Below are 16,037 nucleotides of genomic sequence, written 5' to 3'. Positions count from 1 at the left end.
GGTCCCCTAGAGTCATTTCGGAGCTTGTTCCAGAGGATAACCCTGACCTTGTTGAATGTTGTGAGGCATGCACGCCAGTGGGCCTCGGCCAGGGTCCACGCAGCGTTCCGGTATATTCCGGGAGCGGCTGTTTCGTGCCGCAGCCTTGCCGTTCTGCTTGCCGTGTCCTTGCCGCTGATGCCTTTGACCCCGGCCCATGCCCAGACGGCTGAGCCCGTGGACATGGAAGCGCGGGCCGAAGAGGGCTACGGCCGGATGATCCTGACCTTCAAGGACAGGACACTGCTGCCGCACTATGATGCCGCCGTCACAAACAATGTGCTCCGCGTTGCCTTTGAGGCGCCGATCCAGATCAACGTGGATGATGTCCCGCTGCAACTGGGGAACTACGTGGCCATCGCCCGCCGCGATCCTGATGGCAGCGCCATCCGCTTTGCCCTGAAAGACAGATTCCGCATCAACACGCTTGAAGCGGGCGAGAAGCTGTTCATCGACATTCTGCCTTCCAACTGGCAAGGCCTGCCGCCCGGCCTGCCGGATGAGGTGGTGCGTGAACTGGCGCGGCGCGCCGAGGAGGCCATGCGGCAGGTCCGGGCCCTCGAACAGGCGCGTCTGAAGGCGCAGGAGGGGCCGAAGGTCACGCTCCATGTCGGGGATCACCCGACCTTCACGCGTCTGGTCTTCGACTGGTCCATCCAGTTTGATACGGCCTTTGTGCGGGAAGACGACATCGTCCGCATCACCTTCAATCATCCCGCTCAGCTGGATGTGGGCGACCTGCGCGCCCGCCTGCCGCGCGGTGTCGTTGATGCGACGGCCTTCATTGATGAGGGCAAGCTCAAGTTTCTGATGCGTCTTGAGCCGGGTGTCGACATCCGGGCTTTCCGCGAAGAGCAGACCTATGTGGTCGACATCAGTCCGCCGGAAGCAAGGGTTCCTGCGGATCCGGCCAATGCTGCCATAAATGACGCCATGGGGGCCGGAGCGCCTTCCGGGGCGTCCGGGATGATCATTGCGCCGGGGAACCGCGACTATACCCCCCGCACGCCTGAAGGTGCCCCTGCCTCCGGCATGCCGCAGCCGGGCCGGGACCCGGTGTTCGACGGGGTTGAGGGCGGTGGCGTGAGCCGTCCGAGACCAGGGGCCATCGGTCCGCGGGTGGTGCCTGAAACGCCGGTTGCGCAGAGCAGTCCGGAACCTGACCTTGAAGCCGCAGAGGCTCCCGTTGATGTGGCTCTGGCTGAGCCCGGCAGCGGAGAAGCGTCTTTTCCGCTGCCCAGGGCCAAGCCGGTCTCCGCAACGGAACTGGCTTTGCAAGGCCCCGTGACGGATGTGGCGCAGATGAACCCGCCTGTGGTCATTCCGCCTCTGGCCGGCGAGCCGGAGACGGTGGCTTCAGTTGCCTTCGTCCCGCCTATCCAGGAACCGGCGCCGGAGACTGCACAGCCTGAAGGGGAGGCTCCGCAAGCCACTCCTGTTGCGGAGGGTCCTGCTCTGCAGGCTGGTGACCGGCTGATTGATGTGGTGCCTCTTGATCCGGTGCCCGTGCCTGCACGCCGCTCTGCCGCGCCTGCTGTTCAGGAGCCTGTGCCGGCGGATTTGCCGCCTGTCATTGATGTGACGGGGGCGACGCAGCCGCAAAGCAATGAAGCCTGGCGGGCAACTGGCGGCAATGATGCTGCGGGCACGCAGGCGCAAAGCATGCCGCCGAGTATCTTTGGCGGACCGGCCCGCTCGCCAGAAAGCCTGCCGCCCGATGCGGCGGAAGCAACCCTTAATTTCGTTGCGGCCGAAGCCCGGCGCATCGGCAACTCGGTGCGTGTCGTGTTTCCTTTCCGGGAACAGGTCTCCACGGCGCTGTTCCGGCGCAACAACAGTGTCTGGATGGTGTTCGATACCAGCTCGGCGATCGACGTGCGCGGCATGCGTTCTGCTCTCGGAGATATCGCCAGCGCGGTCGATATCCAGAGCTACGGAGATTTCTCGGTGCTCCGGGTGAACGTCAGTTCTGCCACGCTGGCGACCCTCGGCGCCGATGGCAACGCCTGGAATCTCGTCATCGGCGACATGATCGTCGAACCCTCGCGCCCGCTGCTGCTGGAGCGCACGGTGCGGATCGACGGGGGATCGGTGCTGCGGGTGTCATTCCAGAACCCGCGTTATGTCCGCAGGTTCACCGATCCGGATGTGGGCGACGAAATTCATGCGGTGACCGGCTTTGGCCCTGCGCGGGGCCTGCTCAAGCCGCAGGGCTTTGTCGACCTGGATGCGCTGTCTTCCGCACATGGTGTTGCGGTCGTGCCAAAGTCGGACGGAGTGCGCGTGCAACTGGTGGGGGATGACGTCATCCTGGAGAAGACCGATGGCCTGATCCTGTCCAGCAGCCACCTGCGGCAGGGATCGGGTTCCTTCACCTCCCTCGTTGCTGCGGACAGTGTTGCCTCCATCGAATTCTCGAACCTGACGACCTCGGCGCCTGAGGATTTCATCCGCCGCCGCAGTGAGCTGGAAGCGGCCATGGCGGCGGCACCTGAAGGGCGCCGGCAGGGCCCCAGGCTTGATCTGGCCCGGTTCTATCTGGCGCATGTGTTCCCTCATGAATCGCTCGGCCTGATGGAACTGGCGCTGGAGGAGGAGCCGGCCCTGGCGCAGGATCCGATGTTCAATCTCATGATGGGCGCGGCCCAGACGCTTGCCGGACGGCCGCGTGAGGCTCTGCCGCATCTGAGCCGTCATGATCTCAAGAACAATCCGGACGCGGCCGTCTGGCAGACCATCGTTGAAGTCGCGCTTGGCCAGTGGGCTCCGGCCCGCGCAGCACTGGCGCGCGGCCGTTCCGTCATTGGCAATTACCCCGTCAACATTCAGGCCGAGTTCAATCTGGCTGCTGCACAGGCCATGGTGGAACTGAATGATTTCGGCATGGCCAATGCCATTCTCGCGGAGATCGAGCCGGCGCTCATCACCCCGCAGCAGGCCACCCGCTATGACCTTCTGCGCGGCCGCGTGGCCGATGCGTCGGGCCGGTCGCTGGAGGCGCTCACCGCCTTTGATCTTGTCGCCCGCAGTTTTGACCGTCCGCGTGCGGCCGAAGCCCAGTACCGGGCGCTGCGTATCCGTTACCGGGACGGAGAGGTCAACATCGACAATGCGATCAACGAGCTTGGCGGCCTTGCCGCCTCCTGGCGCGGTGACGAGACGGAACTGAAGACGCTGCGGCTGCTCGCCCAGCTGCAGGCGGAAAAGGGCAATTACCGCGAGGCGTTCGAGGCGATGAAGTCTGCGCTTCAGGCTCAGCCGGACGCGGAGACCACCCGCCTGCTGCAGGAGGAGATGTCCGCACTTTTCTCCAGCCTCTTCCTGCATGGCAAGGCGGACGAAATGCCGGCGGTGAAGTCTCTTGCGCTGTTCTATGATTTCCGCGAACTGATGCCGGTGGGGCGTCAGGGGGACGAGATGGTGCGCAAGCTCGCCAAGCGGCTGGTTGAGGTGGACCTTCTCGATCAGGCTGCCGGCCTGTTGCAGCATCAGGTGGACAACCGCCTGAAGGGGGCCGCCCGGGCGCAGATCGCGGCCGACCTTGGAGCCATCTATCTGATGGACCGCAAGCCGGAGCGGGCCCTGGCGGTGCTCAACCGCACCCGTCAGGCAAACCTGCCTTCGTCCCTGGAGCGGCAGCGCAACATCGTCGAGGCGCGCGCCATGACGGAGAGCGGGCGTCCGGATCTGGCGCTGGAACTGGTCCGCAACATGCGCGGGGCCGACGTGGACCGGTTGCGCGCCGATACGTTCTGGAAGGCGCAGAGCTGGCGTGAGGCGGGGGAGCAGCTGGAGGCCATGTATGGCTCGCGCTGGTCAGACAATATTCCGCTGGAACAGATCGAGCGGGACGACATCCTGAAGGCCGCGATCGGCTATTCGCTGGCCGGTGACCAGCTCAGCCTGGACCGCCTGCGCACCAAATATGCGAAGAAGATGTCGGACAGTCCCCATGCTGCGTCGTTCGAAGTGGTCACCCGGCCCATCGCGGCACAGGGGGTCGAGTTCCTGGATGTGGTCAGAGGTATTGCCGCAACGGATACGCTCGACACCTTCCTGCAGGAATACCGGCGCCAGTACATGTCGCCTTCTGCGGACAGTGGCAGCAGCTCGTTGGCCAATGCCATGCCGGCCAATGGCTGACACCATATCCGGCGCCCGGGGCTCCTGCCGCATACGGACCGCAGCGGCTTGAACCTCTGCTGAAGCTTCCGGAGAAACTGATTCAGCTCTTGAAGAGATTGATTCAAGAACTGCCGGAATTGATTCCGGAATTCGCTTTAATCATTTGATTTATAAGCGCTACCCGGCGGCGCCGAAGCTTCTCACCAGACTCCCGGCCACGAGATACCAGCCATCGACAAGCACGAAGAAGATCAGCTTGAAGGGCAGGGAGATGACCACTGGCGGCAGCATCATCATGCCCATGGACATGAGGATGGAGGCAATCACCAGATCGATGATCAGGAACGGCAAATAGAGCAGGAAGCCGATCTCGAAGGCGCGGCGCAGCTCGCTGATCATGAAGGCCGGGATCAGGACCTGAAAGCTCAGGTCCTGTGGTGTTTCCGGCGGGGCCTGACCGGAGAGCTCCTGAAACAGGGCAAGATCCTTCTCCCGCACCTGGGTCAGCATGAAGGCATGAAAAGGCTCGGAAGCCCGTTCAAAGGCCTGATCGAATTCGATGGTTCCTTCCACCAGCGGCTGGATGCCCTCGTTATAGGCCGTCTGCAGGGTGGGGGCCATGATGAAGGCCGTCAGGAAGAGGGCCAGCGACACCATCACCGTATTGGGCGGGGCCGTCTGCAGGCCAATGGCCGAACGCAGCAGCGACAGAACCACGACAATGCGAGTGAAGCTCGTCACCATCACGAGGATCGACGGGGCCAGGCTGAGAATTGTCAGCAGGGCCACGAGCTGCAGGGCGCGCTGCGTCACGCCCGTGCCTTCGCCAAAGCCGATGGAAATGTCCTGCGCCAGTGCCGGGGCGGCGAGCAGCACCGCTGCTGCCCCGGCCAGAGCAAATGCCGTCAGGCGCACATATCTGGCGGATCTGGTTGCGCCCTTACGACCGTTCATTTGCGCTCTTGCGTGCCGATTTCGGACAGGAGGCGTGCCATCTCTTCTTCAATGGCGGTCACGCCGGGATTGTCACGGGCGGTCTGAACCTTGATCTCCGGAGCCGCACCCGGCTGCTCTGCCTCGCTGTCCTGTGATGCGTCAGGCTCCGGTGCAGCGGCTTTGGGGGCTTCGGCCTCTGCTGCCTGGGCTACAGCCGGTGCGGATGCCGAGGACTTGCTCTGCAGATGACCATCGAGAACATCAGCCAGGGCATCGGCCAGCAGATCGTCTGCCATATCGCCCTGCGCTGCGCCTGCCGGTTCTGCGGAGGGGCGTGCCGGGGCGAGAGGCGCGAACAGGTCTTCTTCGTCTGCGGCAGCATCCGGGGTGGCGGTGCTTTTTTCTTCGGGCTGGGCTGAGCTTGCCGGGCTTTCGGCCTGCTGGGCCGCCGGTGTGGCGTCTTCCTGCGGAGCCGCGGCGCTTTCAGTCTTCACCGGAGCCGGCGGAACCTCTGCTGCAGCTTCGCTGCGTGCTTCACCAGCGGCTGCGGTGTCGGTGGGGGCTGCGGCCACTGCCGCGCCTGCCGTGTTCGCCGGGGTGCCCGCCTGTGTGCCCGCCTGTGTGCCGCCGGGAGCGCCGGAGCCGCCGCGATAGCTCGCCGCGCGGGCTGGGTCCAGCCGCAGATACGGGTTGGTGGCCAGCGAACCCAGGCCTTCGCCGCTGCGTTCTGCGGGGCTGCGAACTTCTGCTGCTGCTGCTGTGGCGGAAGGTGAGGCGCCTGCAGATGCCGTGGCACTCTGAGCGGCAGCAGGCTGCGCCCGGACGGTGTCTGCCGCCACGGCCTCGCCCGGCGCCGGGCTCTGGCCGGCAGCAAGCGGATTCTGGAAAACGGTGCGTGCGCGGGCCGCGGGACCCGAAGAGGGAGGCGTGACCTGACGGCGCGGCTCGGGCTCGGGGGCCGGAGCCTGAACGTCGGATGAGGCTGGCCGGGAGAAGGTGCGCGCAAGCCCCGCAACGGCAGCACCTGCCGCGGCGACCGAGGCACCCGCCTTCTGGGTGAGAGCAGAGGTTGCCGACTGGACTGTGCCGCCAGCGGCGGGATCCCTCGGTGCGGGCTGGGAAGCAGACTGGACAGCGCTTCTGATGGCCGGAGCGGAAACTTCCGGCGCGCGCATGGCCGGTTCGGACGCCCGCAGGGCAGGGCTGACCGGAGCAGCAGGTGCCGGTACTGACGGGGCCGCCGTTGCCGGGGCTGCGGATGTGCCGGCCGACATGGCTTCCGCTGCGCGGGCGCGCAGGGTCTTGATCGTGTCGAGCGGCGATGTCACCGGCTTGAGCTCTGAACCTGCGCTGCCAGCCACCTGGACGGAGGGCGCCTGGGCTGCCTGGGCCTTGGCTGCAGGCGCTTCAGCTGCCGGAGCATGCGGGCGCGGGGCGGAAGGAGCTGTTGCCTGCGGTGCCGGTGCGGCATCGAACTGCGGCTCGTTTTGTCCGCGTGCACGGGCGCTGGCGGCGAGGCTGCCGGCTGCCGCTGCTGCGCGGGCGGCAAGATTTGTGGCAAGGCGCTGCGGGCCGGAGGCGGCGGTCTGCGGCTTTTCAGCCGCGGAGGGCTGGGCACGCAACGGCGGGGGGGCAGAAGGCGCAGGAGCAGAGGACGGGGCGGCCGCAGCGAGCGAGGGGGCAGACGGAGCCGTCATGACCGCTACGGGAGCCGCAGCAGGGGCGGGGACGGGGCTGTCGCCGGTGTCATAGTCCGGCGCACCATAGCCTGCCAGCTGGCGCTGGTAATTTGCGGCGACCGGAGTGCCGCGAATGATCGTCTGTTCAACCACCACATCGGTCGGTCCGCCGACGAGAATGAGATGCTCCACATTGTCGCGGCGCACCAGCAGCAGGCGGCGGCGGGCATCAATGTTCATGGCATCCATCACCGCGATGCGCGGCTGGCGGTTGCGGCCTGCGTTGATGCGGTTGCCGGTGAATTGCCGCAGAAAATAGACCATCAGGCCGATCAATGCGAAGACGATGGCCAGCGCAATGATGAAAGACATCGCCCGTGCGATGCCGTCTCCGACGCCGAAAGTATCCGCGATCCACTCGTACATACCAACCTCATTACTCTGCGCCGGACTGGCGGCCGCCTCCTTGCCGGGTCAGGCGCCAGATCTCCCTTGCATTCAGCCGCGGAGCAGACTTCTGCCCCGCCTGCGTGATAGATCAGAGCTGCAAATAGCATCTGCGGGCGCCGAGGTATACCTCCCAGTTACCCGTCAGCCTGTTGCAGCGCTTCACTTGCGCCTTCCCAGACTTGCAAGCCGGCGCAATGCGCAACCATCGCCGCGTCTGCCTCCGGCTCTGCCCAGTTGCTGGCCCAGTTGCTAGCCAGGTTGCTGGCCAACTTCTTGGGCCGGTGCTCCTGCGCCGTGCTGGCACTCCATTCCCTCATCCATGGTGGGGGAATGTAGCGGCGGAAGCTTGCGCCGCCCAGTTGCTCCCTGCATGATTCTGACTGGACAAATGCCATGAGCTTGTCTTGCCGGTCCATCGAATCGGCTGAACCCTCTAAATATTAACAGGGGCAGGCAAAAAATGCCGGGTGGTTTTGTTGTTTGCGGCCGTGCTTGAGCGGGTTGTTTACGAGTTTCCACGGAAAACCGCGGCCTTGTTGCGAAAATCATTAACGTGCCATTAACTTTCCGTTAACCCTTTGAGCGGCAGTGTTTGCCGAAGTGTTAACAAATGGTGACTCGCATGTCTCTGACCGACCTGCCGATGTTCCGGGCGATCAAGTCCAAAATGCAGTGGCATCAGGCCCGGCAGGGTGTGCTTGCCGAGAATGTCGCCAATGCGGATACGCCGGGATACCGGGCGAGAGAGCTCAAGGCCTTCAAGGTGGACGAGGATCTGAAACTCGCCAAGCCGGGGCTTGAGACGGTGCGCACCCAGGCGGGGCATCTTTCGGGTGTGATGCGTGCCTCCTCCGGCGGCGGGCAGATTTCTCCCAGCACCTTCGAGACGACGCCGGATGGCAACAATGTGGTTCTCGAAGAGCAGATGATGAAAGTCACGCAGAACCAGATGGAGTTTCAGGCGGCAGCGACGCTCTACAGCCGCAGCATGAAGCTTCTCAAGACTGCCATCGGCAAGTCTGCCTGAGGCGGGCTTTGAACACTTGCAAAGGAGAGTGCCATGGATCTGACCAAGACGCTGTTCGTTTCGGCTTCCGGGCTTAAGGCGCAGACGGGCCGCATCCGCGTGATCGCGGAGAACATTGCCAATGCGGATTCCACGGGCCGCACGCCGCAGGAAGATCCTTACCGCCGCAAGATTCCGACCTTCACGAACCGGTTCGAGAAGGCGCTGAATGCGGAAGTCGTCGCTCTGGGCCGGATCCAGGAAGACCAGTCGCAGTTTCCCACCCGCTACGAGCCCGGCCATCCGGCCGCCGATGCGGAAGGCAATGTGCGCATGCCCAACGTGAATTCGCTGGTGGAAAGCGTCGACATGCGCGAGGCGCAGCGCTCTTACGAAGCGAACCTGAACGTCATCGAGACAACCCGCAGCATGCTGCAGCGGACCATCGACATCCTGCGCGGCTGAGCCTTCGGCTGACGCATCTGAACCCAGAGGATAATCCATCATGGCTATTCCATCCGTTGCCGCGAATGCCTATCAGACGATGGCCCGCCTCGGACAACAGGGGCAGGGGCTTGGCGGCGGCGAAGGGGCTGCCGGTGCCTTTACCCAGACCCCGGATTTCGGCGGCATGGTGCGCGACGCTGTCAGTTCCGTCTCCGACGCGGGGCAGAAGTCCGAGGGCATGGCCCTTGGCCTTGTCCAGGGCAAGGCAGATGTGGTTGATGTGGTGACGGCCATCGCAGAAACGGAAGTCGCGCTGGAGACCATGGTCTCCGTGCGGGACCGCGTGGTTGCGGCTTACGAGGAAATCATGCGCATGTCGATCTGATGCCAGATCGCGGCGGGACAAGGGGCTGACAGCCAGCTCCGACGCGGGGCAGAAGTCCGAGGGCATGGCCCTTGGCCTTGTCCAGGGCAAGGCAGATGTGGTTGATGTGGTGACGGCCATCGCAGAAACGGAAGTCGCGCTGGAGACCATGGTCTCCGTGCGGGACCGCGTGATTGCGGCTTACGAGGAAATCATGCGCATGTCGATCTGATGCCAGATCGCGGCGGGACAAGGGGCTGACAGCCAGATGACCGGACCTGAGGTCATGGATATCGCCCGCGAGGGCATCTGGACCCTGGTGCTGGTCGCGGCTCCGGTGATGATCGTTGGCCTCGTCGTCGGCGTTCTTGTCGCGCTGTTTCAGGCGTTGACCCAGATCCAGGAAATGACGCTGGTGTTCGTTCCGAAGATCCTGGCGATCTTCGTGACCATGATCATCGCCTTTCCCTTCATGGGCAGCATGCTGAACGCCTTCATGATGCGTATTTCCGAGATGATCCTGACGACCGGTCCGGGCTAGACGGGAGGGGGATGTGACCATCCAGCTCTCTTTCCTGCCTGAAATGGCGGCTGTCTTCATGCTGATGTTTGCCCGGCTGGGCACGCTGATGATGCTGCTGCCGTCCTTCAGCGAGCAGTCTATCCCCATGCGGCTGCGCCTGACTCTGGCCCTGGCGCTCACCTTGCTGCTTTACCCCATGGCGTCCCGGCTGTACCCGGTGGGCCTGACCGAAAACATCAACCGTTTCGGGGTGATGCTGGCGGGGGAGTTCATCATTGGATTTGCCGTTGGCCTGTGCGGACGCATGATCACCGCGGCCCTGACGACCGCAGGCGTCATCATCGCCAACCAGACGGGCCTGTCCTTCGCGCTTGGGTCGGACGTGACCAATGCCGGCCAGCAAGGCGCATTGATCGGCAACTACCTGTCCATTCTTGCCGTCACGCTGATCTTCACCACGGATACCCATTATCTGATGATTGCGGCGCTGCATGACAGCTTCAGCCTGTTTCCGCCGGGCGTCGTGCTGCCGGTGGGAGACTTTGCCCGGATGGCGCAGGAGACGGTCTCCGGGGTGTTTTCCATCGCCATGCGTATCAGCGCCCCCTTCATCGTGGTGGGGCTTGTCTTCTATTTCGGCCTTGGCCTTCTCAACAAGCTGATGCCACAGATGCAGATCTTCTTCATCTCGGCACCTGTTGGCATTGCCATCGGCATCCTGCTTCTTTACGCGCTTCTGATCGCCATCATGAACAAGTACCTGGCGCATTTCACCGAGGCGATCGGCAAGTTCACAGGGGGATAGGCCGGCCTGCCGGATCCCGCCTGCGGGTGGGGGCGGCGGCGGCTGATCCCATTCAACACGTCCGGGCATTCCGTTCGCGCTTCGGCGGGTGGTGGCTTCAGGGGAAACAATGTCTGACCAGACCGACGATTCGGAGAAAACCGAGGACCCCACGCAAAAACGCTTGAAAGAAGCGTTGGAGCGAGGGGATGTCGCAAAATCTCAGGAAGTCAGCACGTGGTTCACGCTCGCCGGAACCGCGATGATCATTGCATTTCTGGCGCCCGGAGTGTTTTCCAGCCTCGGCGGCAAGCTGAAATGGTACGTGGAGCACGCCGATGCTATTCCCGCAGATGGCGGCGGGCTTGTTGCGCTATGGAGCAACACCGGGCTGGTGGTGGCTGCCGCGGTCGCTCTGCCCATGCTGACCATGATGATCATGGCTGTCATCGGCAACATGGTGCAGCATGAACTGGTCTTCTCGGCGGAATCGCTGAAGCCGAAACTCTCCAAGGTCTCGCCAATGTCGGGCTTCAAGCGGCTGTTCTCGGCCGACAGCCTGATGAATTTTCTCAAGGGCCTCGTCAAGATCGTCATCGTTTCCACGCTGATGGTCGCCGTGCTCTGGCCGGAGCGGGACATGGCGGAAGCTGTCATGTTCATGGACGAGCTGATGGTGATGGAGGAGACCCGTATTCTTGCCCTGAAGCTTATCGGTGCCATTCTCGCCGTCATGACCATCGTTGCTGCCCTGGATTTCCTTTGGCAGAAGACGAAATGGTTCAAGAAGCAGAAGATGAGCCTCCGGGAAATCAAGGAAGAATACAAGCAGACGGAAGGTGATCCGGCGGTCAAGGGCAAGATCCGACAGCTGCGCATGGAGCGCAGCCGCCGCCGCATGATGAGCGCCGTGCCCCAGGCGACGGTGGTTGTCACCAACCCGACGCACTACTCTGTTGCACTCAAATATGAGGACGGGATGGGGGCGCCTCAGGTGGTGGCCAAGGGTGTCGACGCAGTCGCCTTGCGCATTCGGGAAATTGCGAAAGAGAACAAGGTGCCCATCGTCGAGAACCCGCCGCTGGCCCGTGCGCTCTACGCGGCGACGGAAATCGATCAGTTCATCCCCGAAGAACACTTCAAGGCAGCGGCCGAGGTCATCGGCTTTGTCTACAGAATGCGGAAAACCCGGAGCTGGCGCGATAATTGACACCAGATCGGTTGAATTTAGCTGCGCGGGGCAGAATGCTGCATGAAAGACCGAATCCCGCCGGGCGGGAGGGAGAAGAGTGGTAATGAGCGACAGGGACTCACACATGGCAGAGCCGGTTGTCGACCGTGCGGAGCGGTCGGGAAGCATTGCCGCGCTGCTGCTTCTGGCCTTGGCCCTTCTGGGCGCGGCCACGGCCTTTGCGGTCATGGGCCGCGAGGCTGCAGAGCCCTATGTCCTTGCCCTGCTTGGCATTCTGGCTGTGGTCGGGGTTTTTTCACTGTTCGCGGCAGCCATCGGCCTGTTGCGCTTTTCCACGCGCGGCCGTGCCAGTCCGCTGGGCGGAGCCTTTCTCGACACATTGGAGGAGGGGGCGGTTGTCACCGACGTTGAAGGCCGTCTGATCTACGCGAACCAGGCCTATGCCGTGCTGACGGGCGCTGAAACCCCCGCTGAGGTGCGCACCATCGAGCGGGTGTTCTCCAGCGATCCGGATGCGGCCGATGTGATGTTCCGCCTGTCCCAGGCCATGCGCGACGGGCGCAAGGCGCAGGAGGAAGTGCGGCTTCCCACCGCACTGGACGGCGATGACAGCGGCGCCCGCTGGTACAGGGTGTCCGTGCGGCCCTTGCAGATCCCGCGCAAGGAAGGCGGCTCCGGCCGGCCGCTGATGGTCTGGCAACTCGCCGACATCACCCGCGACCGCAGTGACCAGGAAAGCTCCTTCCAGGAGCTGCAGCGCGTGATCAATTTCCTCGATCATGCCCCGGCTGGCTTCTTCTCCAGTGATGCGCGCGGACGGATCGTCTATCTCAACGCCACGCTGGCCGACTGGCTGGGCTATGATCTGGCCCAGTTCCAGGCTGGTGAAGTGCTTCTGGCCGACATCATCCGGGGGGATGGTGCCGAATTGGTGCGGTCGGTGCGCGGCTCTGCCGGCGAGGTGAAGAGCGAAACCTTCGATCTTGATCTCGTCACCCGCAATGGCCGGGGCCTGCCGGTGCGTCTGCTGCACCGGGTTCCCTTTGGCGCCGAAGGCGTTCCCGGCGACAGCCGCACGCTGGTGCTCAACCGTTCGCGCGGGGAAGAGGTGGCCGAGGCGCTGCGGGCGGCCGAAGTGCGCTTTGCGCGCTTCTTCAACAACACGCCGATTGCCATCGCCTCGCTGGACGCGGAGGGCCGGGTCCTGCGCACCAATGCGCCGTTCCTGCGCCTGTTTGGACCGGTCGATATTTCCGGCTCCGGCACCCGCATGCAGGATTTCGTCGCTGAGCATGGCCGGGAGGAACTGTCGCGGGCGCTCTCTGCCGCCGCCAAGGGCATCGGCGAGATCGCGCCGGTTGACCTGCCGCTGGCCAATGCCTCTGACGGGCGCTCTGCCACCTTCTATGTCTCTGCCGTGCAGGACGGGGAAGGGGATGGGGAGATGGCCATCGTCTACGCGCTGGAGACAACGCAACAGCGGGCGCTGGAGGCCCAGTTCGCCCAGAGCCAGAAGATGCAGGCCATCGGCCAGCTGGCGGGCGGCGTGGCGCATGACTTCAACAACGTGCTTACCGCCATCATCGGCTTCTCCGATCTTCTGCTGGCGAGCCACCGGCCGACCGATCCGTCCTTCCAGGACATCATGAACATCAAGCAGAATGCCAACCGCGCGGCGGGCCTTGTCCGCCAGCTGCTGGCCTTCTCGCGCCGCCAGACCCTGCGCCCGCAGCAGCTGGCGCTCAATGATGTGCTGGCCGATCTCGCCAACCTGCTGGACCGCCTGCTGGGCGAAAAGGTGGAGCTGAAGGTGGTGCATGGCCGCGACCTGTGGCCGGTGATGGCGGACGTGAACCAGCTGGAGCAGGTGATCGTCAACCTCGCGGTCAATGCGGGCGACGCCATGTCCGACGGTGGCCGCCTGACCATCCGCACCTCAAACGTGACGGAAGAGGACTCGATCCGCTTCGACAACACGCGCGGTATGCCCCCCGGCGAATATACGCTGATCGAGGTGGAAGACACCGGGCACGGCATGACACCGGAGATCATGGAAAAGATCTTCGAGCCTTTCTTCTCCACCAAGGAAGTGGGCAAAGGCACCGGTCTTGGCCTCTCCACCGTCTATGGCATCGTCAAGCAGACCGGCGGCTACATCTTCTGCTCGTCCGAGGTGGGCGTGGGCACGGTCTTCCGCATCTTCTTCCCGCGGCACATCCCCAAGGAGCAGCCGGTCATCGAGAAGAAGATCATCGAGGACAGCGACAAGGTGAAGGATCTCACCGGCTCGGCCTCGATCCTGCTGGTGGAAGACGAGGAGGCCGTGCGCGCCTTTGCTGCCCGTGCGCTTGCCTCACGCGGCTACACCGTCCACGAGGCAGGGTCCGGCACGGAAGCGCTGGAGGTGATGGAGGAAACCGGCGGCAGCATCGATCTGGTGGTGTCGGATGTGGTCATGCCGGAAATGGACGGCCCCTCGCTCTTGCGCGAGTTGCGCAAGACACGGCCCGATCTCAAGATCATCTTCGTTTCGGGCTATGCGGAAGACGCTTTCGAGGAGAACCTGCCGGAAGGCGAGACCTTCTTCTTCCTGCCCAAGCCCTTCACCCTCAAGCAGCTGGCGACAACCGTGAAGGACGTGCTGTCGAGCTGAGGCGAAGATGAGGGATGCTGTGCCGGCCGTGCTGGCACAGCTGGCCCTGAGGGGCCTCCTTCCTGCCTGATCACGGTTTGCAAAGACCGCAATAGAGCCTTTCGAGCGCATCAAGGTAAGCATCCCGCTCAGCCCCGCCGGCAATTGCCAGCGCTGCGCGCTCGAAGGCGGCGCCGAGCATGGCGGCAAGGGCATGCCTCTCGTCTTCCGGCAGCCCGGTGATCCCAGGAATCGCTGCGATGGCCTCCCGAAGCGTTGCCTCTCCCTGCTCCTTGTCCAGACACGCCATCTCCTGCATGCCCAGAACGGCCGGCCCCTCCAGCAGCAGCAGGCGGGCGCGGCCCGGCTCTGCCATGGCATCCAGATAGGCCTGGGCACCGCCGCGGAAGGCCAGTTGCAAGGACAGATCTTCCGGTGAAGCCTGCCGTATGGCCTCCGCAACGGCCGCAAGTTCTCCTTCCACAACGGCCCGCATCAAGGCGGCCTTGTCGGCAAAGTGATGATACAGCGCGCCGCGCGTCACATTGGCCGCAGCCACGATGTCGGGCGTTCCGGTCTCCGCGTAACCGCGGGTGATGAAGAGCGCGCGGGCGGCGGCGATCAGAGCTGCGCGGGTTTCCTGGCGGCGCTCGGCATTGGTCCGGCGGGTTGGAAGTGATTGCATACATGCAGCCTGTATGTTAATTGAAGCGACATGCATAGTGTATGTTTTTTCAGGAGGGCTGTCGCATGAAAATCACCCAGTACTATCCGGTTCTGATGTGCGAGGATCCTGCCGGGGCATCTGCCTTCTTTCAGAGGCACTTCGGCTTCGTGCCGCTGTTCACTGCGGACTGGTATGTGCACCTGCAGCAGCAGGATAACCCGGAGGTCAATCTCGCCATTGTCGCTGCGGATCACGCAACGATCCCGCCCTCCGGCCGGGGACACGCGGCAGGATTGCTTCTCAATTTCGAAGTTGAGGATGCGGCCGGGGAATATGCAAGGCTGCGTGATGAAGGGCTGACGATCCTGCTGCCGCTGCGCGATGAACCCTTCGGCCAGCGTCATTTCATTGCCGCCGGCCCGCAGGGCGTATTGATCGACGTGATCACGCCCATTCCACCGGCGGCTGAATTTCTGGGTCAATATGCACCGCAATCCGTTCCCCGCTGACGGCGGTACCTGAAGCCTTCAGCCCTTCTGGCGTGCCGTCAGCTGACAGGCAGGGCCGGGCAGCCGGAGGTCCGCTCAACGCGGGTCTTCAGCCCCTGCAGGCTCTGCATGGTGTTCGGGTTGCCCGGCAGCACGAAACTCTGGGCAAGGGCGGTGCGGGCATTGTTGACGATGGCGACGTCCTGAACCGCCAGCGTGCGGCAGGCTTCGCCGGTGAAGCGCACACGCACGCGGATCAGGCGATCGCCGTTGTCGGAGGGGCCGAATTCGGCGTCAAGCGCCGGGTTGGCTTCCGTCATCTTGCGCTCGATCACCACCATGTTGGCTTCATCCTGCACAACGGGCGTGCCGCGCTCGGTGGCGCTGGCGATCAGGGCCATGCGCACCTGCTCCGGGCTGCCGGCGATCGACAGGGACTGCGCACCCTGCGGCACCGTCAGCTGCGGCTGTGGGGCAAGTGTGGTCTGCACCGGCCGCTGGGGGCCGCTCGACTGGCAGGCCGCAAGTGCCGCGGCGAGGGCAGGGACGATGATCATCTGGCGCATGGCTGCGATCCTCAAGGTAATCATGTTCAGGCTCCGGCAAGCCTAAACAGGCCACCAGTCCGGTTAACAAAGTTAGAACACATCTGGTTCCGTCACTCATAGATCGGAAAGGAGGCTTTGAAAGCTGGCTACGTCACAA

The 16,037-nt window shown here is 63.8% G+C and carries 14 protein-coding genes; 10 read left to right on the top strand and 4 right to left on the bottom strand.

Annotation, left to right across the window (positions count from 1 at the left end; genetic code table 11):
* Positions 1 to 177: 177 nt before the first annotated feature.
* On the top strand, positions 178 to 4,182 hold the full coding sequence (locus ACVNHC_RS14580) for a hypothetical protein (protein ID WP_457167669.1): 4,005 nt from the start codon (positions 178 to 180) through the stop codon (positions 4,180 to 4,182).
* 159 nt (positions 4,183 to 4,341) lie between these two features.
* Here the strand turns inward: ACVNHC_RS14580 and fliP are convergent, their stop codons facing one another.
* Both fliP and ACVNHC_RS14570 read right to left on the bottom strand, forming a co-directional pair.
* On the bottom strand, positions 4,342 to 5,118 hold the full coding sequence (gene fliP, locus ACVNHC_RS14575) for a flagellar type III secretion system pore protein FliP (protein ID WP_050472598.1): 777 nt from the start codon (positions 5,116 to 5,118) through the stop codon (positions 4,342 to 4,344).
* Positions 5,115 to 7,205: a hypothetical protein gene (locus ACVNHC_RS14570; protein ID WP_457167668.1), complete on the bottom strand. Its 2,091-nt coding sequence runs from the start codon at positions 7,203 to 7,205 to the stop codon at positions 5,115 to 5,117. Before ACVNHC_RS14570 ends, fliP begins: the two co-directional genes overlap by 4 nt.
* Before the next feature lie 646 nt (positions 7,206 to 7,851).
* Between ACVNHC_RS14570 and flgB the strand changes: the two genes are divergently transcribed.
* The 8 genes from flgB to cckA all read left to right on the top strand — a co-directional run bounded on the left by flgB (position 7,852) and on the right by cckA (position 14,198).
* Complete coding sequence (flgB, locus tag ACVNHC_RS14565) at positions 7,852 to 8,256, top strand: flagellar basal body rod protein FlgB (protein WP_019964568.1); 405 nt, start codon at positions 7,852 to 7,854, stop codon at positions 8,254 to 8,256.
* A gap of 33 nt (positions 8,257 to 8,289) precedes the next feature.
* Entirely contained in the window at positions 8,290 to 8,700 is a 411-nt protein-coding gene (gene flgC, locus ACVNHC_RS14560) for a flagellar basal body rod protein FlgC (RefSeq protein WP_050472601.1), read from the top strand.
* Positions 8,701 to 8,740: 40 nt separating this feature from the next.
* Positions 8,741 to 9,067 (top strand): flagellar hook-basal body complex protein FliE, encoded by a 327-nt coding sequence (locus ACVNHC_RS14555; protein WP_457167667.1) that lies wholly within the window; start codon positions 8,741 to 8,743, stop codon positions 9,065 to 9,067.
* On the top strand, positions 9,030 to 9,278 hold the full coding sequence (locus ACVNHC_RS14550) for a flagellar hook-basal body complex protein FliE (RefSeq protein WP_457167666.1): 249 nt from the start codon (positions 9,030 to 9,032) through the stop codon (positions 9,276 to 9,278). Before ACVNHC_RS14555 ends, ACVNHC_RS14550 begins: the two co-directional genes overlap by 38 nt.
* Before the next feature lie 36 nt (positions 9,279 to 9,314).
* Positions 9,315 to 9,587 carry a flagellar biosynthesis protein FliQ gene (fliQ, locus tag ACVNHC_RS14545; protein WP_050472603.1) on the top strand — a complete coding sequence of 91 codons (273 nt, stop codon included), beginning with the start codon at positions 9,315 to 9,317 and terminating at the stop codon, positions 9,585 to 9,587.
* 13 nt (positions 9,588 to 9,600) lie between these two features.
* A complete protein-coding gene (fliR, locus tag ACVNHC_RS14540; protein WP_050472604.1) occupies positions 9,601 to 10,374 on the top strand; it encodes a flagellar biosynthetic protein FliR in 774 nt (257 codons plus the stop codon).
* Positions 10,375 to 10,483: 109 nt separating this feature from the next.
* A complete protein-coding gene (flhB, locus tag ACVNHC_RS14535) occupies positions 10,484 to 11,563 on the top strand; it encodes a flagellar biosynthesis protein FlhB (RefSeq protein WP_050472605.1) in 1,080 nt (359 codons plus the stop codon).
* Positions 11,564 to 11,648: 85 nt separating this feature from the next.
* On the top strand, positions 11,649 to 14,198 hold the full coding sequence (cckA, locus tag ACVNHC_RS14530; RefSeq protein ID WP_457167665.1) for a cell cycle histidine kinase CckA: 2,550 nt from the start codon (positions 11,649 to 11,651) through the stop codon (positions 14,196 to 14,198).
* A 70-nt stretch (positions 14,199 to 14,268) separates the two neighbouring features.
* Here the strand turns inward: cckA and ACVNHC_RS14525 are convergent, their stop codons facing one another.
* Entirely contained in the window at positions 14,269 to 14,862 is a 594-nt protein-coding gene (locus ACVNHC_RS14525) for a TetR/AcrR family transcriptional regulator (RefSeq protein WP_050472607.1), read from the bottom strand.
* 65 nt (positions 14,863 to 14,927) lie between these two features.
* Here ACVNHC_RS14525 and ACVNHC_RS14520 point away from each other — a divergent pair, with 65 nt between their 5' ends.
* Complete coding sequence (locus ACVNHC_RS14520) at positions 14,928 to 15,353, top strand: VOC family protein (protein WP_457167664.1); 426 nt, start codon at positions 14,928 to 14,930, stop codon at positions 15,351 to 15,353.
* Positions 15,354 to 15,391: 38 nt separating this feature from the next.
* Here the strand turns inward: ACVNHC_RS14520 and ACVNHC_RS14515 are convergent, their stop codons facing one another.
* Positions 15,392 to 15,922 carry a hypothetical protein gene (locus ACVNHC_RS14515; RefSeq protein WP_208977180.1) on the bottom strand — a complete coding sequence of 177 codons (531 nt, stop codon included), beginning with the start codon at positions 15,920 to 15,922 and terminating at the stop codon, positions 15,392 to 15,394.
* Positions 15,923 to 16,037: the final 115 nt, after the last annotated feature.

Source organism: Pannonibacter sp. Q-1, from assembly GCF_054073275.1.
The sequence above is the reverse complement of the archived record's forward strand: the minus strand, read 5'-3'. Positions and strand labels throughout refer to the sequence as shown.